23 protein-coding genes are annotated in these 23,527 nt (G+C 61.4%); 11 read left to right on the top strand and 12 right to left on the bottom strand.

The genetic code is table 11. From position 1 onward, the window contains the following. Nucleotides 1-101 precede the first annotated feature (101 nt). Nucleotides 102-1,268, top strand: coding sequence for a serine hydrolase (locus GT753_RS07770; RefSeq protein WP_075685360.1), 1,167 nt, complete (start codon nucleotides 102-104; stop codon nucleotides 1,266-1,268). Further along, on the top strand, nucleotides 1,259-2,476 hold the full coding sequence (locus tag GT753_RS07775; protein WP_160125456.1) for an MFS transporter: 1,218 nt from the start codon (nucleotides 1,259-1,261) through the stop codon (nucleotides 2,474-2,476). The genes GT753_RS07770 and GT753_RS07775 overlap by 10 nt, the downstream gene beginning before the upstream one ends. Here GT753_RS07775 and GT753_RS07780 read toward each other — a convergent pair. Then, the gene (locus tag GT753_RS07780; RefSeq protein WP_015377841.1) at nucleotides 2,403-3,278 is read right to left on the bottom strand and encodes an alpha/beta hydrolase; all 876 of its coding nucleotides are present in this window, start codon (nucleotides 3,276-3,278) and stop codon (nucleotides 2,403-2,405) included. The genes GT753_RS07775 and GT753_RS07780 overlap by 74 nt on opposite strands. A 142-nt stretch (nucleotides 3,279-3,420) precedes the next feature. Here GT753_RS07780 and GT753_RS07785 point away from each other — a divergent pair, with 142 nt between their 5' ends. The 3 genes from GT753_RS07785 (at nucleotide 3,421) to GT753_RS07795 (ending at nucleotide 6,758) form a co-directional block, all read left to right on the top strand. Then, nucleotides 3,421-4,170 (top strand): DeoR/GlpR family DNA-binding transcription regulator, encoded by a 750-nt coding sequence (locus GT753_RS07785; RefSeq protein WP_033645883.1) that lies wholly within the window; start codon nucleotides 3,421-3,423, stop codon nucleotides 4,168-4,170. Between the two features lie 12 nt (nucleotides 4,171-4,182). Further along, nucleotides 4,183-5,250 (top strand): oxidoreductase, encoded by a 1,068-nt coding sequence (locus GT753_RS07790; RefSeq protein ID WP_118892055.1) that lies wholly within the window; start codon nucleotides 4,183-4,185, stop codon nucleotides 5,248-5,250. Between the two features lie 113 nt (nucleotides 5,251-5,363). After that, complete coding sequence (locus GT753_RS07795) at nucleotides 5,364-6,758, top strand: MFS transporter (protein ID WP_118892054.1); 1,395 nt, start codon at nucleotides 5,364-5,366, stop codon at nucleotides 6,756-6,758. Here the strand turns inward: GT753_RS07795 and GT753_RS07800 are convergent. The 7 genes from GT753_RS07800 to GT753_RS07830 all read right to left on the bottom strand — a co-directional run bounded on the left by GT753_RS07800 (nucleotide 6,743) and on the right by GT753_RS07830 (nucleotide 11,355). Further along, the gene (locus GT753_RS07800) at nucleotides 6,743-7,282 is read right to left on the bottom strand and encodes a dihydrofolate reductase family protein (RefSeq protein ID WP_021504579.1); all 540 of its coding nucleotides are present in this window, start codon (nucleotides 7,280-7,282) and stop codon (nucleotides 6,743-6,745) included. The two genes, GT753_RS07795 and GT753_RS07800, sit on opposite strands and share 16 nt — an antisense overlap. Continuing rightward, nucleotides 7,282-7,683: a VOC family protein gene (locus tag GT753_RS07805; RefSeq protein WP_015377846.1), complete on the bottom strand. Its 402-nt coding sequence runs from the start codon at nucleotides 7,681-7,683 to the stop codon at nucleotides 7,282-7,284. The genes GT753_RS07800 and GT753_RS07805 overlap by 1 nt, the downstream gene beginning before the upstream one ends. 145 nt (nucleotides 7,684-7,828) lie before the next feature. Further along, nucleotides 7,829-8,023: a ribbon-helix-helix protein, CopG family gene (locus GT753_RS07810; protein ID WP_004928567.1), complete on the bottom strand. Its 195-nt coding sequence runs from the start codon at nucleotides 8,021-8,023 to the stop codon at nucleotides 7,829-7,831. Nucleotides 8,024-8,103: 80 nt separating this feature from the next. Continuing rightward, the gene (locus tag GT753_RS07815; protein WP_004928565.1) at nucleotides 8,104-8,892 is read right to left on the bottom strand and encodes a spermidine synthase; all 789 of its coding nucleotides are present in this window, start codon (nucleotides 8,890-8,892) and stop codon (nucleotides 8,104-8,106) included. A 30-nt stretch (nucleotides 8,893-8,922) separates the two neighbouring features. Continuing rightward, nucleotides 8,923-9,378: a 3-hydroxyacyl-ACP dehydratase FabZ gene (fabZ, locus tag GT753_RS07820; protein ID WP_015377847.1), complete on the bottom strand. Its 456-nt coding sequence runs from the start codon at nucleotides 9,376-9,378 to the stop codon at nucleotides 8,923-8,925. A 188-nt stretch (nucleotides 9,379-9,566) separates the two neighbouring features. Continuing rightward, a complete protein-coding gene (locus GT753_RS07825; protein WP_004928561.1) occupies nucleotides 9,567-10,061 on the bottom strand; it encodes a TIGR00645 family protein in 495 nt (164 codons plus the stop codon). 94 nt (nucleotides 10,062-10,155) lie between these two features. Further along, nucleotides 10,156-11,355: an MFS transporter gene (locus GT753_RS07830; protein WP_015377849.1), complete on the bottom strand. Its 1,200-nt coding sequence runs from the start codon at nucleotides 11,353-11,355 to the stop codon at nucleotides 10,156-10,158. Between the two features lie 97 nt (nucleotides 11,356-11,452). On the opposite strand from GT753_RS07830, the gene GT753_RS07835 reads away from it, so the two are divergent. After that, nucleotides 11,453-12,394 carry a LysR family transcriptional regulator gene (locus GT753_RS07835; RefSeq protein WP_015377850.1) on the top strand — a complete coding sequence of 314 codons (942 nt, stop codon included), beginning with the start codon at nucleotides 11,453-11,455 and terminating at the stop codon, nucleotides 12,392-12,394. Between the two features lie 6 nt (nucleotides 12,395-12,400). Here GT753_RS07835 and GT753_RS07840 read toward each other — a convergent pair whose 3' ends face one another. Together GT753_RS07840 and GT753_RS07845 are read right to left on the bottom strand one after the other, a co-directional pair. After that, nucleotides 12,401-12,694 (bottom strand): SelT/SelW/SelH family protein, encoded by a 294-nt coding sequence (locus GT753_RS07840; protein ID WP_004928553.1) that lies wholly within the window; start codon nucleotides 12,692-12,694, stop codon nucleotides 12,401-12,403. Between the two features lie 127 nt (nucleotides 12,695-12,821). Beyond that, on the bottom strand, nucleotides 12,822-14,060 hold the full coding sequence (locus GT753_RS07845; protein WP_015377851.1) for an FAD/NAD(P)-binding oxidoreductase: 1,239 nt from the start codon (nucleotides 14,058-14,060) through the stop codon (nucleotides 12,822-12,824). Nucleotides 14,061-14,251: 191 nt separating this feature from the next. On the opposite strand from GT753_RS07845, the gene GT753_RS07850 reads away from it, so the two are divergent. The 3 genes from GT753_RS07850 to adhP all read left to right on the top strand — a co-directional run bounded on the left by GT753_RS07850 (nucleotide 14,252) and on the right by adhP (nucleotide 17,557). Continuing rightward, complete coding sequence (locus GT753_RS07850) at nucleotides 14,252-15,037, top strand: sulfite exporter TauE/SafE family protein (protein ID WP_075685354.1); 786 nt, start codon at nucleotides 14,252-14,254, stop codon at nucleotides 15,035-15,037. Between the two features lie 16 nt (nucleotides 15,038-15,053). Beyond that, entirely contained in the window at nucleotides 15,054-16,343 is a 1,290-nt protein-coding gene (blh, locus tag GT753_RS07855; RefSeq protein ID WP_160125457.1) for a bifunctional sulfur transferase/dioxygenase Blh, read from the top strand. Between the two features lie 197 nt (nucleotides 16,344-16,540). Next, nucleotides 16,541-17,557 (top strand): alcohol dehydrogenase AdhP, encoded by a 1,017-nt coding sequence (gene adhP, locus GT753_RS07860; RefSeq protein WP_004928541.1) that lies wholly within the window; start codon nucleotides 16,541-16,543, stop codon nucleotides 17,555-17,557. A 55-nt stretch (nucleotides 17,558-17,612) separates the two neighbouring features. On the opposite strand, the gene GT753_RS07865 is transcribed toward adhP, so the two are convergent. Next, on the bottom strand, nucleotides 17,613-19,133 hold the full coding sequence (locus GT753_RS07865; protein ID WP_004928535.1) for an aldehyde dehydrogenase family protein: 1,521 nt from the start codon (nucleotides 19,131-19,133) through the stop codon (nucleotides 17,613-17,615). Between the two features lie 275 nt (nucleotides 19,134-19,408). Here GT753_RS07865 and GT753_RS07870 point away from each other — a divergent pair, with 275 nt between their 5' ends. Beyond that, nucleotides 19,409-21,184: a sigma-54-dependent Fis family transcriptional regulator gene (locus GT753_RS07870; protein ID WP_075685348.1), complete on the top strand. Its 1,776-nt coding sequence runs from the start codon at nucleotides 19,409-19,411 to the stop codon at nucleotides 21,182-21,184. Between the two features lie 53 nt (nucleotides 21,185-21,237). On the opposite strand, the gene GT753_RS07875 is transcribed toward GT753_RS07870, so the two are convergent. Further along, entirely contained in the window at nucleotides 21,238-22,155 is a 918-nt protein-coding gene (locus GT753_RS07875; RefSeq protein ID WP_021504584.1) for an ABC transporter substrate-binding protein, read from the bottom strand. Nucleotides 22,156-22,304: 149 nt separating this feature from the next. On the opposite strand from GT753_RS07875, the gene GT753_RS07880 reads away from it, so the two are divergent. Further along, nucleotides 22,305-23,498 (top strand): MFS transporter, encoded by a 1,194-nt coding sequence (locus GT753_RS07880; RefSeq protein ID WP_160125458.1) that lies wholly within the window; start codon nucleotides 22,305-22,307, stop codon nucleotides 23,496-23,498. Nucleotides 23,499-23,527 lie beyond the last annotated feature (29 nt).

The raw sequence follows: 23,527 nt of genomic DNA on the forward strand, positions 1-23,527 counted from the left end.
TGAGTGTCCGCTATGAAAGGAAATCTAGCCTGTTTTTTCGTTAATCACCACGCTCTATGCTCGGTGGCGACAGCATGGGCTGACTACCTGGGGTAATAAAAATGAATGAATACGGATCCTCTGCCAACGCGATTGACGGCGCGATAGAGCAAGCCTTGCGTGAAAAACGATTGGTTGGCGCGGTCGTTTTGGTGGCGCAGGGCGGTGAGATCGTTTATCACCGCGCGGCGGGCATGGCAGATCGCGAAGCGGGCAAGCCGATGGCGCTCAATACGCTGTTTCGTCTGGCCTCGGTATCCAAACCGATCGTGTCCACGGCGGCGCTGGCATTGATGGCGCAAGGCGCCATGCGGTTAGACGATCCGATCACCCGTTGGCTGCCGAATTTTCGCCCGCGGCTGGCGGACGGCACCACTCCGTTGATGAGGCTACGGCATCTCATGACTCACACCGCCGGACTAAGCTACCGCTTTTTCCAGCCGGAAGGGGGATTCTATGCCCAGCTGGGCGTCTCCGACGGCATGGATGAAGCGTCTGTCAGCTTGCAGGAGAACGTGCGGCGTATTGCCTGCGCCCCTTTGCTGGCTCCGCCCGGCGCGGCGTGGCGCTATTCCATCGCCACCGATGTCCTGGGCGCGGCGATCGAACAGGCGAGCGGCCTGCCGCTGACGCAGGCAGTAAAAAAATGGGTGACCGGGCCGCTGGCGATGACGGATACCGATTTCCTGGCGGTGGATCCCGCACGTTTGGCGGCCGCTTACGCCGATCATCCCGGCGAGCCGCGCCGTTTGCGCCAACCGGATCGTTTACCGTTCATCGATGGCTGCGCCGGTTTTCATCTGTCGCCGGCGCGTGCGCTGGATCCGCAGGCGTACGCCTCCGGCGGCGCCGGCATGGTCGGCTCGGCGGAGGATTTCCTGCGCCTGCTGGAAACGTTGCGCCAGGGGGGCGGGCAGGTGCTGCCGGCCGAATGGGTGACGGCGCTGACCACCAACCAAATCGGCGATTTGCCGATGCCGTTTTGGCCGGGGCGCGGTTTCGGCCTCGGCATTACCGTACTGAAAGATCCCGTCGCCGCGCAAACGCCGGAGTCCGTTGGCAGCTGGCGAATGGGCGGCACCTATGGCCACTCGTGGTTCGTCGATCCTGTCCGGCAGCTCAGCGTCGTCGCGTTTACCAACACGGCGCTGGAGGGCATGTCCGGCGCTTTTGTCGGCGAGATTTGTCAGGCGGTCTATGCCGCGACGGGAGCGATACAATGCGCCTGATGCCACCGATTTTCTTTATCGCGCTGGGGTTGTTCGGCGTCTACTGCATCGAGTTTGGCGTGGTGGGTATTTTGCCGCAGATCATCGCGCGGTATGGCATCTCCACGGCGCAGGCCGGCTGGCTGGTCGGGATCTTCGCCCTGACCATCGCGCTGCTCGGGCCGCTGTTGGTGCTGCTGGCGTCGCGATTCAATCGCAAACGCATGTTGTTGATCGCGTTGACCGTGTTCGCGGCGGCCAGCGCGCTGTCCGCTCAGACGGACAGCTTCGCCATGCTCATGTTGCTGCGCATTGTGCCGGCGTTGTTTCATCCGATCTATTTTTCGCTGGCCATGGTGGCGGCCGCGGCGCTTTATCCGCCGCATCAGGCCACCAAAGCAACCGCCTATGCGTTCATCGGCACCAGCATGGGCATGGTGTTGGGGATACCGTTGACGCAATGGATCGCCGGGCAGTTCAGCTATGAAGCCTCGTTCCGGTTCTGTGCCTGGGTCAATCTCCTGGCAGCGGCGGGATTGCTGATGCGGTTGCCCGACGTCGCCGTTCAGCGCCTCAGCTATGGCAAACAGTTGGCAATCCTGCGCAGCGGGACGCTGTGGCTGAATATCATCACCTGCGTGCTGATCTTTGCCGCCATGTTCGCCGTCTACGCTTATGCGGCCGAGTACCTCAGCAGTGAAGCCGGCATTGGCGCCGCCGCCATCGGCTTTCTTCTGGTGGCGTTCGGCGTGGGCGGTGTCGCGGGCAACCTGTTGGCCGGCAAGGGGTTGAGCCGCCATCGAGCGCTGACGGTGCTGCTGCACCCGCTAGCCTTGATTGCGGCTTATGCGCTGCTGTATCACTACGGCAGCTCGAATATCGGTTCGATGACGGCGCTTTGTCTGTATTGGGGAGCGGCGCACACCAGCGGTTTGATCGTGACGCAGATCTGGCTGACATCCGAAGCCCCCGAGGCGCCGGCGTTCGCCACCGGGCTGTATATCGCCTTTATCAATTTGGGCGTGGCGCTGGGCTCACTGGCGGGCGGCTGGTTCATCGCCGCGTGGGGGCTACAGGGCAGCCTGCTGTGCGGAGCCTTGTTCGCCGCGCTGGCGGTGATTACGATCGCCGCCAGGCTGCGGTTGCAGCGGCAGACTACCGCTGCGTTGCGTCGATCATCGCCATCACCTGCCGGAACATCGCGCTTTCCGCATCGGCCAGCTCGTTGACCAGCGTAAAGTGATTGCAGTGGCGGTCGGCCAGCAACTGAACGTCGAGGCCGCGCGCCAGACAGGCGTCATAATAGGCCTGCGTCTGGTTTTTGAAGCCTTGCGTTTCCCGCTGGCCGACGTCGAGCAGGATCTGCGGCGCATGCTCTTTCGCTGGCAGCAAAAACAGCGGGCTGAGCGTTTGCGCCTGTTCGGGCGTCAGGTGCAGCCAGTCGTTGATGTAGATATCGCACAGCGGGCGCAGATCGTAGAGGCCACTCAGCGCCAGCGCGCCTTTGATCGCGTCGGGCGGCAGGCGATAGCGTTGCTGCCAGCCGTCGGCGATCAGCATGCCGCACAGGTGGCCGCCGGCCGAACTGCCGCTGACGAAAATGCGCGCCGGATCGATGCCGAACGGCGCCCCGTGATGATAAAGCCAGGCGACGGCGCTGCGCACCTCGTGCACGATCTCCGCCAGCGTCGCTTCTGGCGCCAGTGTGTATTCCAGCGTGGCGACGGCCACGCCGCGCTGGGCAAACGCGGCGGCCATCGAACAGGCTTCCTCTTTGCGCTGCGAATGCCAGTAGCCGCCATGAATAAAGATCAGCAGCGGGGCGGGCTGCGTGCAAGCCGGGAACAGATCGAGGCGCTCGGCGGCGCTCATGCCGTAACGCAGATCGTAAATGCCGGGCGTCTGTGCCTTGGCGCGCTGGGCCAGCGCGGCGTATTCCGCCATGCAGGCGTCAAAATCTTCCACCGAAGCGCGGGCGTTGTATTGCACCGCTCTGGCGGCGGTATCGTCGAACATCAGGTCGATTTTCATAACTTCTCCTTGTTGGTGACGCTCGATTATCCACCTAATGCTTTTTTAATGTTTGATGCGGAATGCGTCGCCGACGGGCGTTCTTTTTTGCTTCTTTTTGCGGTATATTGCTGTTTTATGCGTTCTACTGCGGAATAAACTCATGCACAAAGCGGCACGACAGCGCCATTTACTGGATTTGCTCAGCGAACGCGGGCAGGCGGCGGTGGCGGAATTGGCCAGCGCCATCGGTGTTTCGGTCGATACCGTGCGCCGCGACTTGGCCGATCTCGAGCGGCAGGGGTTGGCGCAGAAACATCACGGCGGGGCGATAGCGCTCGAACCGTCCGGCATGCCGCGCCAGGCGCGCGCTGCGCTGTTGCCGCAGGTCAAGCAGCGGCTTGGCCGCGCGGTGGCCGCGCAGATCCCGCCCGGCAGCACCCTGATGCTGGATGCGGGCAGTACGCTGTTGGCGGTGGCGCAGGCGTTGCGCGGCCCGGCGACGGTGATCACCGCTTCGCTGGATATCGCGCAGTGCCTGAGCGACAGGCCGGAGATCAATCTGATCTTGCTCGGCGGCCAGTGGGATGCGCGCCAGCGGCTGTTCGCCGGCAGCGCCACGCTGGCGTTGCTGGCGCGCTACCGTGCGGATATCGCCTTGCTGGGCGCCTGCGCGGTGCATCCTCAGCTGGGACTGAGCGCCGGCGAAGAGGCCGATGCAGAGGTCAAACGCGCCATGCTGGCTAACAGCGGCGAGCGCTGGCTGGTGGCCGACCATATGAAACTGGATCGCTGCGAGCCGCATCACGTTGCGGATCTGGCGCAGATCCAACGCCTGTTTACCGATCGCCCGTGGGACAACCTGGACGAACAATCATTGATTGAACTTTGTGTCGTCGCCGACGACCGCTAGAGGAGAACACTGATGAACGATAACGCTCAACCGTTGCAGGTGGCGCTGATTGGCTACGGCTTTGTCGGCAAGGCGTTTCACGCGCCGCTGATCAACGCGGTGCCGGGGCTGGAACTCAGCGTGGTGGCTTCGCGCGACGCCGACAAAGTTCACGCCGACCTGCCGCATGCACGCGTGATCGCCGATCCGCTCGAGGCCATCCGCCTGCCGGAGGTCGATCTGGTGGTGATTGCTTCGCCGAACGCCACCCATGCGCCGCTGGCGCTGGCCGCACTGGAGGCGGGCAAGCACGTGGTGGTGGATAAGCCGTTTACGCTGGATTTGGCGCAGGCGCGCGCGCTGATTGCCGCGGCGGAGAAGCACGGCCGCCTGCTGTCGGTGTTCCAGAACCGTCGCTGGGACAGCGATTTCCTGGGGGTGAAACAGGTGATCGAGCAGGGGCTGATCGGTAAGGTGACGCACTTTGAGTCCCATATCGACCGCTATCGCCCTGAAGTACGGGTGCGCTGGCGTGAACAAAACCTCCCAGGCAGCGGGCTGTGGTTCGATCTGGGGCCGCACATGGTCGATCAGGCGCTGCAGCTGTTCGGTTTGCCGCACAGCGTGCAGGCCAACATCGCCACGTTGCGCCCCAACGCGCAGATTAACGACTGGGCCCACGTGGTGCTGAACTATCCGACGCACCGCGTGATCCTGCACGGCAGCATGCTGGTGGCGGGCGGCGTCTCACGCTTTACCGTGCACGGCGAGAAAGGCAGCGTGGTCAAAGCGCGCGCCGACGGGCAGGAGAGCCAGCTGCTGGCCGGCGTGACGCCGGGTTCGGCGGAGTGGGGCAAAGACGACGACGCGATGAGCCTGTTTATCGGTACGGAGCCGGTGCGCACGCTGCCGACGCCGGATGGCGATCAGCGCCAGTATTACTTCCAGGTGCGCGATGCGTTGCGCGGCGCAGGCGCCAACCCGGTTACCGCGGCGCAGGCGTTGGCGGTGATGGCGGTGCTGGAAGCGGCCACCCTGGCGGCGGAAACCGGTGTGACTCAGACGTTGCCGCTCACCGAGGCGGAAATCGCCGCCTGGTAACGGCTCGCGTCAGATAAGGCGTCAGGCGCATGGATACAGTGCATGCCATGCGTCTTCCGCCATGCTAACCCCTGACATAGGCTTACCCGCAGTCTATGTCAGGAGTGTTCATCATGTTATCCCACCCTTCGCCGCAAGGCGTCCGCGGCATACTGGCCGCTCTTTCTCTGAGCATGCTGCTGTCATCGCTTGGCATCAGCATTGCCAACGTCGGGCTGCCGGCGCTCGCCACTGCGTTCCATGCCTCGTTCCAGGCGGTGCAGTGGGTGTTGCTCTGCTATTTGCTGGCCGTCACCACTTGCATTATCGGCATCGGCCGTTTGGGGGATAGCCTCAATCGTCGCCGCCTGCTGCTGGCGGGCATTGCGCTGTTTACCGCCGCTTCGCTGGCTTGCGCGCTGGCTCCGCAACTGTGGCTGTTGCTGGCGGCGCGCCTGGCGCAGGGGCTGGGGGGCGCAGTCATGATGTCGATCGCCATGGCGCTGGCGGGCGAGGTTCTGGGGAAGGAAAAAATCGGCCGCGCGATGGGGCTGCTCGGCACTATGTCAGCCGTGGGCACCGCGCTGGGGCCGTCGTTGGGCGGCGCGCTGATCGCCGGTTTCGGCTGGCGGGCGATGTTCCTGATCAACCTGCCGCTGGGGCTGCTGGCGCTGTGGCTTGCCTGGCGATACTTACCGAATGGGCCGCGCGCGGCAACGCGCGCGGAACCGTTCGATCGCGCCGGCACGTTGCTGCTGGGCGGCGCATTGCTCTGCTATTCGCTGGCGATGACCCTCGGGCGCGGCGACTTCGGCGCGCTTAACCTGGCGTTGATGTTGGGGGCGCTGTTGGCGGGGGCACTGTTTATCCGCGTGGAACGCCGCGCCGCATCGCCGCTGCTTGCGCCGTCGATGTTCCGCCATCCGGCCCTGACGGCGGGGCTGGCGTCCAGTGCGCTGGTGATGACGGTGATGACCGCCACGCTGGTGGTCGGGCCGTTCTATCTGTCGCGGGCGCTGGGCTTAAGCGCCGCGCAGGTCGGGCTGGTGATGTCGGCGGGACCGGCGGTGGCGATCCTGACCGGCATACCGGCCGGCTATCTGGTGGATCGCTTCGGATCGCAGCGCATCGCCCAGTTTGGGCTGACGGCGGTGGCCGCAGGCGCGGCGTTGCTGTCACTGTTTAACCGTTGGGGCGTGCTCGGCTATATCGCCCCCATCGCGCTGTTGACCGCCGGCTATGCGCTGTTTCAGGTGGCCAACAACACCATGCTGATGAAGGATCTGTTTCCTGAACGGCGCGGGCTGATCGCCGGCATGGTGAACCTGTCGCGCAATCTGGGGGCGATCACCGGCGCGTCGGCGATGGGGGCGCTGTTTTATCTGGCTTCGCAGCAGGTTGCGGGCACTGCGGCCGCCGCGGCTTACGGCATGCGGGTGACCTACGGCGTGGCGGCGCTGTTGGCATTGGCGGCGTTGCTCATCGCCTTCGGCGGTCGCCGCCTGATGCTGCGTTACGGCGCGCGCTGAACCGCGTAGCGTTCTTGCACGAAACCGTTGTCCGATGAAGTGACGGCAAGCAGGCGCAGGCGCTGCTCCTGGCCATCGGCGCCGAATAAGGGGATACCGCCGCCCAACAGCAGCGGCACGCGCGTAATCGTCAGTTCGTCGATCAAGCCGGCCTGCAGGAAGCGCTGCACGGTCTGGCCGCCGTCGATATACAGGTGACGGCAGCCTTGCTCGGCCAACTGCGCCACGATGGCCGCCGGTTCGCCATTCATCCAGCGAACGTGGCCCGTTGCGTGCGGCGCGGGCGGCTGCGTCGACAGCACCACCACCGGCAGTGCGCCATAGGGCCACTCGGGAAAGGCGCGGACTTTATCATAGGTATGGCGGCCCATCACCAGCGCGTCGATGTCGGCGACAAACGCTTCAAAACTCAACCCATTGAGCAGCGAAACCGCATATTCGGGCCGCAGCAGCCAGTCGATGTCGCCATCCGGTCCGGCAATGAATCCGTCTACGCTGGTGGCGATGTAAACCGAGCATTTCATCAGGCGAGATCTCCCCGATAAACCACATGCACCTTGTTGCCGTCGGGATCGCGCAGGTAAGCGCCGAAATAGCCTTTGCCGTAGTGCGCGCGCTCGCCGGGCTCGCCTTCACTGCTGCCGCCCGCCAGCAGACCGGCGGCGTAGGCGCGTTTAACCGCCAGCTCGTCGGCGGCGAGGAAGGCCAGCATGCTGCCGTTGCCGGCGCTGGCGGGCTGTCTGTCGAAGGGTTGGTAGGCGTAAAAACGCGGCAGCGTTTGGCCTGGCATCACCCAGCAGCGGGCGGCGGGGCCGCCGTCCGGCGTCACTTCCCGCCGTTGTAAGCCCAATGGCAACAGAATGGCGTCGTAGAACGCGGCGGCGGCATCCAGATCGCTGACGCCGACGGTAATATGGCTGAACATGGCGCGTTTCCTTCCCCAAGAGAGAATAATGAACGCCTAAAACAGTAGCAGCGATATCGCAGGATGGACAGACCGCCGTGGAGGATTCGGATTAGGGACGCGCGCAGGTGTAGCGCGCTTCACGGTTCGCGGGGCAGGCCGCCGTTCAATTGCTCTCGACGCGCGGATTGGCGTGGGTCGGCTGGCTGGGATAATCCACCTGATGCTTGTGCAGATAATCGCGGATCAGCTGACGCACCACCTGAGAAGGGGTGACGTCCTGCTGCAGGCACAGCTCTTCCAGAGCTTTCTTCTTGTCCGGGTCAATCAGCACCGTTAGCCGCGCCGTTTTCTTTTCCATCAGGATCCTCCAGAGAATGATGACTGAATGATAATACCATGTGGACGAAGCGGCCAGCCAGACCGCGTCGCCGCTCGTTCTTAGCGAAAATGCAGCCGTTCTATTTTGCGTGACAGGTAGCCGAGTTCGCAGTTGAACAGCTCGCCGCTGCCGGCGGCCAGCGTGCGCAGCGTGCTGAGCGGCAACGTCACCTGCGCCGGCGTGGCGTAAATGATCACGTTGCCGCTGGGGGCGACGCAAAATAATACGGTGCCGAATATCCGGTGCAGGCTGTGGTACAGCAGGCTGTTTTCATCGGGCAGATCGTGGTAATTGAGCACCAGCCAGCCCCCGTCGTTCAGCCGCGCGGCGCAGTTTTCCAGGAATGTCTGGGTGCCTTGCTGCGGATCCATGGCGAACGCCGAATAGAGATCGGAGAAAATCAGGTCGTAACGCGTCTCGGCGGGCGGGCGCACAAAGTCCATGGCGTCGGCGGTACGCAGGCTGATGGTGTCGGTGGCCGGCAGCGTAAAATAGCGGCGCGCGACGGCGATCACCGCGGCGCGCAGTTCAACCACGTCCAGACGCATGGCCGGATCGAGCGCGTGCAGCGCACGCAGCAAGCTGCCGCCGCCTAACCCCAAGATCAGCGCCGAGGTCGGCGGCTGCCAGGCCACCGCCATCAGCATCGCTTTGATGTAGTTGTGGATCGGCTGCGCGGGGTTGCTGAGGCTCATCTTGCTTTGCTCGCAGATGCCGTCAAACCGCAGCGTGCGGTAGTCCTTGTGATCGGAAACGATGATTTCGCCCCAGGCGTCGGTTTCGCGAGCGATCACCTGGCCGCGCGGGGAGAAATCGAGGGTTCTGAGTAAGCTGTCAACCAGAGACATGGTATTCGCAGGTTTCCTTTGGCAAGCGGCCTATTTACGGGCGCACATGAAATCGGCAGTGCAAATGCGCCGGCCATCGATGCTGGCGCGGCCGGTGAAGCGGGCGATCGCGCCCCGCCGGCGTACAAAGGCGACCTCCATCAACACCTGGTCGCCGGGACGGGCGGCGCGATAAAACCGCGCCCGCTGAATGGAAGCGAAGTAGTAATGTTCTCCTTCATTCAACGCCCCGAGATAATAATGCGCCAGCAGCCCGGTGCTTTGCGCCAGCGCTTCCACCAACAGCACGCCGGGAAAACCGGCGAAGTGCGCATGGCCGCTCCAGAACGTCGGCTCATTGGCGGTGATGTTCTTGATGGCGCTCAGCCGGCCTTCGGCAATGCAGGTGCCGGCGGGCAGCACGCGATCGACCAACAGGCAGGGATAACGATGAGGCAGAATCGCCTGAATATCGTTGAATTGCAGGGGGTGACCGTTTAATGGCATGGAAGTGCGTGATCCTGTCTGCGGCGAATCCGGTGCGGTGGCCGGCGTTCGGTCCATAATGAGTGTAATGACATTATAATAAAATTATCATCAGATGTGCCAGATGAAAGACATGACGGCGGCGACGGTTGGGGAACAGCGAAGGAGGGGAAGACACCCGATCCTGACGATCGGGCGTGGTGGCGCGTTTAGTGCTTGGAGCGGGTCACCTTGTCCAAATAACCCATCACGAAGGCGGAGAGCACGAAGGTGAGGTGGATGATCACATACCACATCAGCTTGTTGTCGGGCACGTTCTTGGCGTCCATAAACACCCGCAGCAGGTGAATGGAGGAGATGGCGACGATAGATGCGGCGACCTTGTTTTTCAGCGAGGTGGCGTCCATTTTGCCCAGCCAGCTCAGTTTCTCTTTCCCTTCGGTGATATCCAATTGCGAGACGAAGTTTTCATAGCCGGAGAACATCACCATTACCAACAGGCCGCCGACCAGCGCCATGTCGATCAGCGACAGCAAGGTCAACACCAGATCGGCTTCGGTAACGGCAAAAATATTTGGCAGGACGTGGAGAATTTCCTGAAAAAACTTGATCGACAGGGCGACCAGAGTGAGCGAAAGGCCGAAATAAACCGGCGCGAGCAGCCAGCGGGAGGCGTACATCGCGTTTTCTAGCAAGCGTTCCATCATAAAATTGTTTTAAATGCGTAGCAAAAAGGGCGCTCAGTATAGCGCAAGAGGCCTGGGTGAAATCAACCGCTTGCGCCAGCAGAGGGCGCTATCAGGCCACTACGCGCGCCGTTTTTCGCCCGCTGCGGATCCACAGCGCCACGGCCCCCGCCGCCGTCGCCAGCGCCACGACGCCCGGCCAGCCCGCGCTTGCCAGAATGCGGCTGCCGAGGGCGGCGCCGGTCGCCATACCGATGAACACGCCGGTGAACAAGAGGGCGTTCAATCGGCTGCGGGCTGCCGGATCGAGACCGTAAACGATGGTTTGGTGCGCGATCAGCGTAGCCTGGATGCCCAGGTCGAATCCGACGGCGCTCAGCGCAATGAGCGCCAGTTGCGCCGGGAGCGGCAACAGCGGCAGCAGAAACATCAAGGCGAAGGAGGCCAGAACCAGTCCCGCGCCGATACGGGTCACGACGTCAGGGCCGTGCCGATCGGCCAGACTGCCCGCCAACGGCGCCGCCAGCGCACCCGCCGCCCCCGCCAGGCCAAACGCGCCGGCGGCCGCGCTGCCGATCTGGTAGCGCTCCGCCAGCATCAACGCCAGCGTTGACCAGAAAGCGCTGAAGCCCAATGACAGAAAGCCTTGCGCCAGCGTTGCGCGCCGCAGCGCGGGATACTCGGTCCACAGATGTCCCAGCGAGCGCAGCAGCGCGGGGTAACTCAGCGCGTTATGAGGGCGAAGACGCGGCAACATGCGCCAGATCGCCAGCGTGATCGACAAAACGCCCAGCGCCGCGAGTGCGTAGACGCTGCGCCAGCCGGCGTACTCGGCGAGTGCGCCGCTGAACACCCGCGACAGCAAAATGCCGGCCAATAGCCCGGTCATCACTGCGCCGACGGTTTTGCCGCGGCTGGTCTCCGGCGCCAGCGTGGCGGCGGCGGGGATAATGTCCTGCGCGACGGTGGCGGTCAGGCCTATCGCCAGGCTGCTGAGCAACAACAGCGGGAACGAGGCAGCAAAAGCGCAGAGTAACAGCGTCAGCGTCAGCAGCGCGCCTTTTACCAGAATGATCCGCCGGCGATCGTACCGGTCGCCGAGCGGCGCCAACAGTAAAATGCCCAGCGCATAGCCTAACTGGGTCAGCGTCGGCACCATCCCGGCATCGGCGACGCCGGCGTGGAAATCGGCGCCCATCATGCCAAGCATGGGCTGGCTGTAATAGATTGACGCGACGCTGAGGCCGGCGCCGGCGGCCAGCAGAAATACGACGTTGGCGGACGGTGCGCCGTGGGTGGTGGCGGTGCTCATGGCAAAAATTCCTGTAAGGTGAATGTGCGGTCATTTTTACCGCTTGCTTCATGCCGCTGTAGCCCCCTCGCAGGTAAAACTGTTATACACTCAACGTATGAATAAAATTAACTTACCTAACGGCGACCGCATAACTTTGCTGCATACGCTGGTGCGCATCGTCGAAAGCGGCAGCCTGTCGGCGGCGGCGCAGCAGCTGGGCACTTCGCAGCCGACGATCAGCCGGCGTCTGCAGGCATTGGAACAGCTGCTGGGCGCCAAACTGATCCAGCGGACCACCCACGCCCTCAAACTGACCGACGACGGCGAGCGCTGTTACCGCCAGGCGCGGGGGCTGATTGAACAATGGCAAAGCCTGGAAGAAGGGCTTGGCGGCGCGCGCGACGAACCGGTCGGCGTGTTGCGCGTGCGGGCGCCGCACGCATTCGGCCAGGATCAGCTGATCGGTCCGTTGGGCGAGTATTTGCGGCGCTACCCGCAAACTTACGTTGAGTGGACGCTGAACGATCATTCTCCGGACTTTATTCCCGAGGGGGTGGATTGCGCCATTCACGTCGGTGCGGTGACCGATCCGTCGGTCGTGGCGGTGTTGCTGGCGGAGGTGCCGCGTAGCACGGTGGCGTCACCGGCGCTGTTGGCTGAACGACCGGCGATCGTCGATCTCGACGATTTGGCCTCATTGCCGTGGCTGGCGGTAAACAGTTTTTATCGTAATGAGGTCGTCTTGACCCACGCGACCAGCGGTGAACAGCGGCGTTTCGACATCGCGCCGAGGTTGAGCACCGACAGCCTTTATGCGGCGCGCAAGGCAGCGCTGGAAGGGCTGGGCGTCGCGATCGTGTCGTCTTGGGTGGTGAAAGAAGAATTGGCGCAAGGCGCTCTGCAGACGCTGTTACCCCTGTGGCGAGCCGAGCCACTGCCTATTTACCTGTTGTATCCCTACGCCAGCTATTATCCCGCGCGTTTACGCAAATTCATGGAAATGATGAAAGAAACGATGCCGCGCATTCTCGGCGCGCAGCCGCCGACGGGGCGCTGACGGCCTTCAGTGTCTGGCTTTTTTACCGTCGCTGTGGCCGAGAGAACGATCGGGGAAGCTGTGATCGCGCAGCCGCTGCTTTAACTGCGCCGCATCGGGGAAGCCGCCGTCAATCTTGCGATCCCAAATCATCACGCCATCGACGCTGATTTGGTAGACCCCGCCGGTGCCCGGCATCAGGGTGACGGAGGCGAGATCGTCGCCGAAGGTGTTCAGCAGCTCTTGCGCCATCCAGCCGGCGCGCAGCAACCAGTTGCATTGTGAACAGTAGTGAATCGTAACGGCGGGTGCGTTTTTCATCGTTGATCGACCGGTTAGTGGTGACGGCTTGCAATCAGCCTGCTGGCTCGCAAGCGATGGTGGCTGTGTATCGCCAAATAGTCAAGCGCCTGCTGCGGCCAGAGCGACAAGGGGAGCCGAGTGTGCATCACGGCCGCTTGCTTCCGGCAAACCATTCAACCCCGCGCAGCATGCCCGCCCAATAAAACCGGGGTAAAAACCAGGCTTTCAACCACCAGGCCATACGGCTGGGCTGGGTTGCGTCGAGCAGTGGAAACGTGGGCAGCAATTTACCGTCATAGCCAAACTCCGCCAGCACAACTTTGCCTTTCTCGACCGTCAATGGACAGGAACCATAACCATCATAATGGGCTGTGAGAGGCGTGCCATGAATACGTGCCGCGACGTTTTCCGCCACCACTACCACCTGCTTTCGCGCTGCCGCCAGGGTTTTGGCGTTTGGCGTTGAGCAACAGTCGCCTACCGCAAAAATATCCGGCCAATGCTTATGTTGCAGCGTCAATTTATCCACATCGCACCAGCCGGCGCCATCCGCGAGTCCGCTTTGCGAAATAAACGCCGGGGCTGATTGAGGCGGCACCACGTGAAGCATATCGAAGGGCAGGGTTAACTCGCGTTTTTCCTCTTCATTTGTCTCCACGGCAAATATCGCTTGCCGATTTTCGCCATCTATACGGATTAAATTATGATTGAAGTTGACCTGTGCACGGTATTTTTCCAAATAGCCGCTCAGCGGGGGGACAAATTGCGGAATGCCGAAAACCGCCGTGCCCGCAAGGCAGAAATTGACGTTAATATTATTCAGAACGCCTTGCCGCCGCCAATGGTCGCATGAAAGATATAAGGCTTTTTGCGGCGCGCCGGCGCATTTTATGGGAAGCGTGGGTTGGGAAAATATCGCCTTGCCGCCTTGCATCTCCCGGACCAGTTGCCAGGTGTATTCTGCAAGATCAAAACGATAATTAGAGGTGACGCCGTTAAATCCTAACGTCTCTTCAAGGCCTTCTATTTTATCCCAACGTAAAACAAGGCCGCAGGCAACAATAAGGAAATCATAGCTTACGCGTTTACCCTGACGGGTCTCGATATATTTTTCATTGGGATCAACCCTGACAACGCTGTCCTGGAGCCATGAGACGCCAGAAGGAATAACATCGCGCATGGCGCGCTGCGTTTTATTGATATCAAAGAGCCCGCCGCCCACCAGGGTCCATGCCGGCTGGTAATAATGACAGTCATTGGGTTCAACGACAGTTATATCCGCATCTTTAACTCGCTTCCTTAAGCTTGCGATGACGCCGATGCCAGATGAACCACCGCCAATAACAACAACTTTCTTCAGGGTGTTTATTTTTTCTGGTTTCATGCAGGTCTCCTTTCATAGGAAAGTAGGGGGTTGTGGCTCAGATTTAAAGATAATTTATAGAACTTATGGTTATATTAAAAATCACATATTCGATTTAGCTATATGTAATAGCTAAATGTAATAAGTTATTTGACAATCAACGCAAACTGATCGTTAATAAATGCCATAAATATCGAAAGGGAATTAATGCATTGGATTTTTTCCATTTTACTTTTTATACCCTGACGCTGTTGGTGATAACCGGGGGAATAGTCGGATTTCTCCTGGCTCTGACCGGGGGAGGCGGATCCATCGTCTGCGTTCCCTTGTTGCTGTATATGGTGAAAATCCCGGATACGCACTTGGTTATAGGCACCAGTGCCATGTCCGTTGCCATTAGCGCGCTGATCAATCTTTTTGTTCATGCCGCCAAAGGAAACGTCCGGTGGCGGACCGGCGTTACCGTTTCGCTGGTGGCGGTGGTGGGAACGCTGGCGGGCTCTCAGGTGGGAAAAATGACGGACGGGCACCATTTAACCCTGCCTTTCTCTCTGCTGATGCTGGTTGTCGCCGGATTGACGCTGAAAAAAAATCATCGGGCAGGCAACGGATTACCGTCCTCCCATCCGACATTTCATCCCGCCATCGTGTGGCCCAGCGTACTGGCGCTGGGCGCGGTGGCCGGTTTTTTGGGCATCGGCGGCGGATTTTTGGTGGTGCCGGCGCTGCTCTGGTTCTTCCGCTTTTCACTGGTTGAAGCGGTGGCGACCTCACTGGTCGTGGTTTCCGCCATGGGATTATCGACAAGCGCAAGCTATGCCATGTCCGGCAAGGTGTCGCTGGTCATTACCTGCTGGCTCATCGTCGGCGGCGTTCTGGGGGGCGTCGTGGGGGTGGCGCTCACCGAGCGCCTGAAAAAACGCGAGGACATTATCCGTGTGCTCTATGCCGGCATGTTGTTGGCGCTGGCTCTTTATATGCTTTTTAAAAGCCTATAAAACAAAAGGAAAAAATATGCACATCCGTACTTACCATCATCAGCTCTCCTTTTCGGGGGCGCCCGCAGCGAATGATTTCGCCATCCTGCATCAACAAGGCTATCGGTTTATCGTCAACAATCGGCCAGATGAAGAGCCGGGCGAGTACCTTAACCATCAACAAGAAAAAGCGTTGGCTGAGCAATGGGGAATGGGCTACGTCTATCTGCCTTACACATTCGACACGCTGAGCTGGGAGACCGTTTATACCTTCCATTACCTGTTGCGGCGGGGTGAGAAGACCCTGGCGCATTGCAGGAGCGGAGCGCGTTCTGCCTGCCTTTCCCTGCTGTATGCGCTGCGCGAAGGCCAGATAGACGAAGCGCAATTTCGCAGCCAGTGCGCAGAGTATGGCGCCGATGCCGATAAGGCGCTCAGCTGGTATGGCCGGCATCAGGCCGTTCAGCCTCACGCGCAAGTGCACGCGTTTTATGAGCCGGAAAGCGGCAGCCTGCAGTATGTCGTCGCCGATCCCGCAGCGCGTCGCTGCGCCATCATCGACCCGGTGCTGGATTTTGATCGCCGATCGGGCACGGTCTCGCATCAGCAGGCCCGCACCATTTTAAGCTTTATCCAGCAGCAAGGATGGGGAGTGGCCTGGGTGCTGGATACGCACCCGCATGCCGACCATTTTTCTGCCGCCACCTGGCTGGCGCAGAAAACCGGCGCCCTCACCGGCATAGGCGAAAAAATTACCGCTGTGCAGGGGCTGTGGCAAGACATCTATAATTTGAAGGAACTGCCTCCCGCCGAGACCCTGTGGGATGCGCTGTTTGCGGATGGGGACGTCTTTTTTATCGGCAACCTGCGTGCTGAAGTCTTGCTGTCTCCTGGCCACACCCTGGCGTCCGTCACTTATCACATCGCCGATGCGGCGTTTATTCACGATACGTTTTTCATGCCGGACAGCGGCACCGCAAGGGCCGATTTCCCCGGCGGAAATGCGGAAGCCCTGTGGGATTCGTTGCAGCGGATCTTGAGCCTGCCAGCGGATACCCGCCTGTTTACCGGCCATGATTATCGCCCGGCGGGGCGTGAGGCCCGCTGGGAAAGCACCGTGCGAGAGCAGCGCGAGAACAACCCCTGGGTGGCCAACATGGATAAAGCCCAATTTATCGCGCAAAGAAAGCAGCGAGACGCCACGTTGCCGCATCCGGAATTGATGCTGATGGCGCTGCAGGTCAATATTCGCGGCGGCGTTCTGCCAGATTGCGAAGATGATGGGCGGCACTACCTCAAAATCCCAGTTAATCGCTTCAAGGGATAAATCAAGCCGTGGAGGCGCGATCGTTCACGGCTGCCAACCTCAAGGCGATCGCGCCGTCTGTTAATGGTTTTTTATGAAATAAGCAGACTGATTCATATTTAATTATTTGTTTTTACACAAAACAGGTGGTACTTGCCCTCACCGAATACAGTCACTACATTAACAACTGTACTTCCCACTCTGCTAAGGAAAACACCATGAAAGCTGCCGTAGTGACGAAAAACCATACCGTAGACATTCAGGATAAAGTGCTGCGCCCGCTGAAGCACGGCGAAGCGGCGTTGAAAATGGAGTGTTGCGGGGTGTGCCACACCGATTTGCACGTGAAAAATGGCGATTTCGGTGAGGTGCCGGGCATTACGTTGGGGCATGAGGGCATCGGCGTGGTCTCCGCCGTCGGTGAGGGCGTCACCTCGTTAAAAGTGGGTGACCGCGCCAGCGTCGCCTGGTTTTACCAGGGGTGCGGCCATTGCGAATACTGCGTCAGCGGCAACGAGACCCTGTGCCGCTCGGTGAAAAACGCCGGCTATAGCGTTGACGGCGGCATGGCGGAAGAGTGCATCGTGGTGGCGGACTACGCGGTGAAAGTGCCGGATGGGCTCGATTCTTTCGCCGCCAGCAGCATCACCTGCGCCGGCGTCACCACCTACAAGGCGGTGAAGATTTCCGATATCAAACCGGGGCAGTGGATCGCCATCTACGGCTTGGGCGGGCTGGGTAACCTGGCGCTGCAGTATGCCAAGAACGTGTTTAACGCCAAAGTGATCGCCATCGATGTCAACGACGGTCAGCTGGAGTTCGCCAAACAGATCGGCGCCGATCTGACCATCAACTCCAAAACGCAAAACGCGGAGGAGATCATTCAGCAGCAAACCGGCGGCGCTCACGCGGCGGTGGTGACGGCGGTAGCGAAAGCCGCCTTCAACTCGGCGGTGAATGCGGTGCGCGCCGGCGGTAAAGTGGTGGCCGTGGGGCTGCCGCCGGAGAGCATGGATCTGAGCATTCCGCGCCTGGTGCTGGACGGCATTCAGGTGGTGGGTTCGCTGGTGGGCACGCGCGAAGATCTGAAGGAGGCGTTCCAGTTCGCCGCCGAAGGCAAGGTGACGCCGAAAGTGACCAAGCGGCCGCTGGGGGATATCAACGCCATCTTCGACGAGATGAAGGCGGGCACCATTCGCGGTCGCATGGTGATCGATCTCGGCATGGCGAAGTAGGCCACGCGAAAAAAGAAGGCCACCTGCGGGTGGCCTTCTTGTCATTACGCCGGATTCAGAACAGGCCCAGCGGCTTGGCGTCGTAGCTGACCAGCAGGTTTTTCACCTGTTGATAGTGCGACAGCGCCGCTTTGTGGGTTTCGCGTCCGATGCCGGAGTTCTTGTAGCCGCCGAACGCGGCGTGCGCCGGGTACAGGTGGTAGCAGTTGGTCCACACGCGGCCGGCCTTGATCGCGCGGCCCATGCGGTAAGCGCGGTTGATGTCGCGGGTCCACAGCCCGGCGCCCAGCCCGAACTCGGTGTCGTTGGCCAGCGCCAGGGCTTCGGCCTCATCCTTGAAGGTGGTGACGCCAATCACCGGCCCGAAGATCTCCTCGCGGAAGAAACGCATGCTGTTGTTGCCGGTAATCAGCGTCGGCTGCAGGTAGAAACCGTTTTGCACTTCGTCGCCGCGCTGGGCGGGCTCGCCGCCCGCAACGATTTTGCCTCCCTCGTTTTTAGCGATCTCGATATAGGACAGGATCTTGTCGTACTGCTGTTTTGACGCCTGGGCGCCGATCATGGTCTCGGTGTCGAAGGGATCGCCCTGGCGGATGGTGGCGATACGCGCCAGCACTTTCTCCATAAACTGCGGGTAGATGGATTCCTGGATCAGCGCGCGTGAAGGGCAGGTGCACACCTCCCCCTGGTTGAAGAAGCCCAGCACCAGCCCCTCAACCGCCTTGTCGATAAACGCCGGTTCCGCCTGCATGATGTCTTCAAAATAAATGTTCGGCGATTTGCCGCCCAGCTCGACGGTGCTGGGGATGATGTTCTCCGCCGCACAGGCGAGGATGTGGCGGCCGACCGGCGTGGAGCCGGTGAAGGCGATTTTTTCGATGCGTTTGCTGCGCGCCAGCGCTTCGCCGGCCTCGGCGCCGAAACCTTGCACCACGTTGAGCACGCCCGGCGGCAGCAGATCGCCGATCTCTTCCATCAGCACGCTGATGCCGAGCGGCGTTTGTTCCGCCGGTTTCAGCACCACGCAGTTACCGCCCGCCAGCGCTGGCGCCAGTTTCCAGGCGGCCATCAGCAGCGGGAAGTTCCACGGAATGATCTGGCCGACCACGCCCAGCGGTTCATAGATATGGTAGGCCACGGTGTTCTGGTCGATCTCCGCCGCGGTGCCTTCCTGCGCGCGCAGGCAACCGGCAAAGTAACGGAAATGGTCGACCGCCAACGGCAGATCGGCATTCAGGGTTTCGCGGATCGGTTTGCCGTTGTCCCAGGTTTCGGTCAGCGCCAGCATCTCCAGCCGCGATTCGATGCGATCGGCGATCGCCAGCAGCACGTTGGAACGCTCCTGCACGCTGGTTTTACCCCAGGCGTCCGCCGCCGCATGCGCCGCGTCAAGCGCCAGCTCGATGTCTTTGGCGTCGGAACGCGGGAATTCGGCGATCGGCTGGCCGGTCACCGGCGAGGTGTTGGTGAAGTAGTTGCCGGATACCGGTTCGACGAATTTGCCGCCAATGTAGTTGCCATAGCGTTTGCGGAACGAAACCAGCGAGCCAGGCAAACCGGGGTGGACATATTTCATGTTAAGCACCTCTCTGCAGATGAAAAGCGGCGCTATTGGGCTGCGCCTGTGAATGCGGCATGTCGCCGCAGCACAGAGAAGCACGGCGCGTGCCAGATTAGCGACAGAGGTAGCATCCGTAAAAAAAGAACGAGTTATTAAAACCTTAAGCATTGAGAGGGCTGAGAACTTCGGGCGGCGCCGCCGTCGCCGATGATTTTTTGTGTCCCGTGTCGCAACGCCCGGTACACATTTATGATACACATTTGCAACACTCGCGAACGGGGGAGAAACGCATGTTGTCTGACGACCGCTTGCCCGCAGAGGGCGCCAGCTTGCTGACCCAGCCGTTGGCGGAATCCTGGCAACGCAGCCAGGGTTATGGCTTGACGCGCACCGATCAACATATCCCGTTTATCAAAGCCGGATTGCTCGAAGAGCTGCGCAGCCGCAACGATTGGGTGCCGCAGCGGGTACAGCCGCTGATCGAGCAGCTGGGCGCGCAAATTACGCGCCAGCCCGCCATTGTGGTGATCGCCGACGCCGACGGGTTGGTGCTGGAAACCCGCGGCAATACCGACTTTCTGCATAAGGCGTCACGCTTTGCGCTGGCGCCGGGCAACCAGTGGGGAGAAGCGGAGCGGGGCACCAACGCCATCGGCACCGCGCTGGCGCTGGGCGCATTCTGCGAAGTGCGCGGCGACCAGCATTTTCTCAACCAAAATGCCGGATTGAACTGCACCGCCGCACCGATCTATCGGCCGGATGGCCGCATTGCCGGCATACTGGATCTCTCCGCACCCGCGCAGCGCCCGTACCGCGATGCACAGCGCCTGATCATGCAGGCGGTGCGGCATATCGAACACCGCTGGGTCAGAAGCGCGATCGCCGACCGCCACTGGACGCTGCGTCTGCACGCCGATGCCCGCTGCCTGGGCAGCGCGCAAGAGCTGCTGCTGGTGTTTCACGACGAAGTGCTGATCGCCGCCAATCGACTGGCGATGATGGAGTTCCAGCTCTCGTCGGCCTCATTCGGCTCCGTTGAGTTCACCCAGCTGTTTCCCGACCTGTTGCGACAGCCTTCCGGGGCACCGCGCCAGACGCTGGCCGGCAATCAACAGCACTATTATTCGTTGCTTGAGGCGCCGCAGCGACGCGTCAGCGCTCTGCGTTCTGCGCCGCCGGCGGAACGGCACGACGAGCAGCATCAGAAAGCGCTGCGCATTCTCAACGCCGGCCTTTCGCTGTGCGTGACCGGCGAAACCGGCTGCGGTAAAGAGCATTTCAGCCGCCGCCTGTTTCAAGAGAGCCGCTGGCGCAACGGCAACTTCGTGGCGATCAACTGCGCGGCGCTGCCTGAGCCGCTGATCGAATCCGAACTGTTTGGCTATGCGCCGGGGGCGTTTACCGGCGCCAATCCGAAAGGCTACATCGGCAAGATCCGCGAGGCGGACGGCGGCGTGCTGTTTCTCGATGAAATCGGTGACATGCCGGCGGGTCTGCAAACGCGCCTGCTGCGGGTGTTACAGGAAAAAACGGTCACCCCGCTCGGCAGCCGCAGCGCTTATCCGGTCGAATTCGCGCTGGTCTGCGCCACGCACCACGATCTGCATCGGCAGGTGGAAGCGGGGGCGTTTCGCGAGGATTTGCTGTACCGCATACAGGAATACAGCCTGCGTATTCCGCCGCTCAGAGAGCGGGCGCAGCTGGAGGCCTTCATTTTGCAGCTGTGGCGAGAGCTGGGCGGCGAGCGGCGCGACATTCGTCTGTTGCCGGAGGCGCTGGCGATGCTGGCGCGCTATCCGTGGCCCGGCAACGTGCGGCAACTGTTGAGTACGCTCAAGGTGCTGCTGGCGCTGGCGGACGATCATGCGGTGCTTACCCTGGACGATCTTCCTCAGTCCATCGCGGTGCTGGCGCCGCGGCAAGAGAACGCCGATACCGATCTGGGGGCGCTGCAGGCGGCGATCGACAGGGCGGGCGGCAATCTCAGCCGGGCGGCGAAGGCGCTCGGCGTTTCACGCAGCACGCTGTACCGCAAGCTGGGGAGGCAGAAAACGGCGGCGGAATAAGGCGGCGCGATTGAGCGGCGATAAGGCCCCGCTGCGCGGGGCCTGTTGTTCTCTCAATCCCCCAGCCCCGGCGGGTTAATCTCGGAATGGGCAATCTTCTCGTCGCTCTCCGCCCAGCGATCCAGCACCTGCAGATAGCTGCCGTTGGCGATGGCGCTGTTGAGCGAAGCCTGCACCGCGTCCACCAGGCCGTTGCCTTTCTTCAGCGTGACGGCGATGTTGGCGGTCTTCGGCCAGCCGCCGGGCACGATGCCCACCAGCCGGGTTTTGCCGGTCAGCCGCGCCTGATAAGCGCCGGAAACGTTGGGCCCGAAGGTGGCGTCGGCGCGGCCGGACTGAATAGCCAGCGTGGAGGCGGCCTTGTCGGTGACATACACCGGCTGCAGCGGCGCGAGCCCCTTGGCGCGGTTCTCTTTGTCCCAGGCCAGCAGCACCGCTTCCTGATTGGTGCCGGAGTCGACGATGATCTTTTTACCGGCGATATCCGGCGCGGTTTTGATCTGGGTGATTTTACTGTCGGATTTGACGTAGAAACCCAGCGTATCCTGCCGATAGGTGGCGAAATCGAATTTGGTCTTGCGTTCGTTGGTCACGGTGATGTTGTAAACCGCGGCGTCATATTTGCCGGAGGCCACCCCCAGCGGCCAGTCTTCCCACGAGGTGGGCACCAGCTTGAGTTTCAACCCCAAACCGTCGGCCACCAGGCGCGCAATGTCCGCCTCGCTGCCAATCACCGTTTTATTGTCGCGGGCGTACAGGCCGAACGGCGGGCCGCTGCCCAGCAGAGAAATGGCGACCGTCAGCGTGCCGGGTTCCACGAACCGGAAGCCGGCGGGGATTTTGGCCACGGCTTCGGCGCTCTTCACCGTGTGGATCGGTGTTTCGTTGGCGACGAGATCCACGCCTGGTGCGGCGGCGGCGGAAAAACTCAGCAGCGCCGCAATCACTATCATCTTTTTGCTATATATCATTATGTTAATTACCTTCATTATTATGGGTGTCACACGGTCGTTGCACTATCTCTAAAGGCGGCAGATCTGTGAACGAACAAAATCAACTAACCAATCTTGGAAAAATCATGAGGCGCCTCTGGCGGCGCTGAATCGATCGAGGATGCACCATGTCGTCGCGTTTCGCTACGTTGGGCCGCATACCGCGCGGCGTGTGGGTATTGGGTGGCGTGAGCCTGCTGATGGACGTTTCCTCGGAGATGATCCATAGCCTGTTGCCGCTGTTTATGGCGACGACGCTCGGTGCCAGCGTGATCGTCATCGGGTTGATCGAAGGGCTGGCGGAGGCGACGGCGTTGATCGTCAAGGTGTTCTCCGGCGTGCTCAGCGATTACCTCGGCAAACGCAAGGGGCTGGCGCTGCTGGGCTACGGGCTGGGCGCCATCAGCAAACCGTTTTTCGCCATCGCGTCGTCGTCCGGCATGGTGATGAGCGCGCGCCTGCTGGATCGCGTGGGCAAAGGCATTCGCGGTGCGCCGCGCGATGCCTTGGTGGCCGACGTGACGCCGCCGGAAATTCGTGGCGCGGCTTTCGGGCTACGCCAGTCGCTGGATACCGTCGGTGCCTTTTTAGGGCCGCTGCTGGCCGTCGGCCTGATGCTGCTGTGGCACAACGATTTTCGCGCCATCTTCTGGGTGGCGGCGATCCCGGCGGCGCTGGCGATTGCGCTGCTGTTTTTCGGCCTGAAAGAGCCGGCCACCGCGATAATCCACAAGCGCACCAACCCGATCACCCGCGCCAACCTGCGGCTGCTGGGGCGCAGCTATTGGTGGGTGGTGAGCATCGGCGCGATCTTCACGTTAGCGCGCTTCAGTGAAGCGTTCCTGGTGTTGAAGGCGCAGCAGGGCGGCACGCCGCTGGCGCTGATCCCGCTGGTGATGGTCGCCATGAATCTGGTCTACGCCTGCTCGGCCTATCCGTTCGGAAAACTGTCCGACCGTATGAGCCATGAAGGATTGCTGAAAGCCGGGCTGCTGGTGCTGATCGCCGCCGATCTGGTATTGGCGCTGAGCGATCATTGGGGCGGGGTGCTGTTTGGCGTGGCGCTGTGGGGCGTGCACATGGGCATGACGCAGGGACTGTTGGCGGCGATGGTGGCGCACACTGCGCCGGCGCACCTGCGCGGCACCGCGTTCGGCATGTTCAATCTGATCGGTGGCGTGGCATTGCTGCTGGCGAGTCTCGGCGCCGGAACCCTGTGGGAACTGTTCGGTTCCGCCTCCACCTTTTACGCCGGGGCGATCATCTGCGTGGTGACGCTGCTCGGCATGAAGCTGGCACCGTTCGGCGAACGGCGGCCGTGAAAGCGGCGGCGCTCAACGCCGCCGCGCGG

This window comes from Serratia sp. Z4 (genome assembly GCF_009900725.1).
In the GTDB taxonomy this organism is placed as follows: Bacteria; Pseudomonadota; Gammaproteobacteria; order Enterobacterales; family Enterobacteriaceae; genus Serratia; species Serratia nematodiphila.

Bases quoted from the DNA above. Each gene is read 5' to 3' on its own strand.
- GT753_RS07815 (WP_004928565.1), bottom strand. From the start codon at position 8,892: ATGTCTCTGGTTGACAGCTTACTCAGAACCCTCGATTTCTCCCCGCGC.
- GT753_RS07805 (WP_015377846.1), bottom strand. From the start codon at position 7,683: ATGTTCAGCCATATTACCGTCGGCGTCAGCGATCTGGATGCCGCCGCC.
- GT753_RS07825 (WP_004928561.1), bottom strand. From the start codon at position 10,061: ATGGAACGCTTGCTAGAAAACGCGATGTACGCCTCCCGCTGGCTGCTC.
- GT753_RS07780 (WP_015377841.1), bottom strand. From the start codon at position 3,278: ATGAAAATCGACCTGATGTTCGACGATACCGCCGCCAGAGCGGTGCAA.
- GT753_RS07785 (WP_033645883.1), top strand. From the start codon at position 3,421: ATGCACAAAGCGGCACGACAGCGCCATTTACTGGATTTGCTCAGCGAA.
- GT753_RS07790 (WP_118892055.1), top strand. From the start codon at position 4,183: ATGAACGATAACGCTCAACCGTTGCAGGTGGCGCTGATTGGCTACGGC.
- GT753_RS07870 (WP_075685348.1), top strand. From the start codon at position 19,409: ATGTTGTCTGACGACCGCTTGCCCGCAGAGGGCGCCAGCTTGCTGACC.
- GT753_RS07845 (WP_015377851.1), bottom strand. From the start codon at position 14,060: ATGAAACCAGAAAAAATAAACACCCTGAAGAAAGTTGTTGTTATTGGC.
- GT753_RS07795 (WP_118892054.1), top strand. From the start codon at position 5,364: ATGTTATCCCACCCTTCGCCGCAAGGCGTCCGCGGCATACTGGCCGCT.
- GT753_RS07830 (WP_015377849.1), bottom strand. From the start codon at position 11,355: ATGAGCACCGCCACCACCCACGGCGCACCGTCCGCCAACGTCGTATTT.
- GT753_RS07800 (WP_021504579.1), bottom strand. From the start codon at position 7,282: ATGAAATGCTCGGTTTACATCGCCACCAGCGTAGACGGATTCATTGCC.
- GT753_RS07835 (WP_015377850.1), top strand. From the start codon at position 11,453: ATGAATAAAATTAACTTACCTAACGGCGACCGCATAACTTTGCTGCAT.
- GT753_RS07770 (WP_075685360.1), top strand. From the start codon at position 102: ATGAATGAATACGGATCCTCTGCCAACGCGATTGACGGCGCGATAGAG.
- GT753_RS07840 (WP_004928553.1), bottom strand. From the start codon at position 12,694: ATGAAAAACGCACCCGCCGTTACGATTCACTACTGTTCACAATGCAAC.
- GT753_RS07775 (WP_160125456.1), top strand. From the start codon at position 1,259: ATGCGCCTGATGCCACCGATTTTCTTTATCGCGCTGGGGTTGTTCGGC.
- GT753_RS07865 (WP_004928535.1), bottom strand. From the start codon at position 19,133: ATGAAATATGTCCACCCCGGTTTGCCTGGCTCGCTGGTTTCGTTCCGC.
- blh (WP_160125457.1), top strand. From the start codon at position 15,054: ATGCACATCCGTACTTACCATCATCAGCTCTCCTTTTCGGGGGCGCCC.
- GT753_RS07875 (WP_021504584.1), bottom strand. From the start codon at position 22,155: ATGATATATAGCAAAAAGATGATAGTGATTGCGGCGCTGCTGAGTTTT.
- adhP (WP_004928541.1), top strand. From the start codon at position 16,541: ATGAAAGCTGCCGTAGTGACGAAAAACCATACCGTAGACATTCAGGAT.
- GT753_RS07880 (WP_160125458.1), top strand. From the start codon at position 22,305: ATGTCGTCGCGTTTCGCTACGTTGGGCCGCATACCGCGCGGCGTGTGG.
- GT753_RS07810 (WP_004928567.1), bottom strand. From the start codon at position 8,023: ATGGAAAAGAAAACGGCGCGGCTAACGGTGCTGATTGACCCGGACAAG.
- fabZ (WP_015377847.1), bottom strand. From the start codon at position 9,378: ATGCCATTAAACGGTCACCCCCTGCAATTCAACGATATTCAGGCGATT.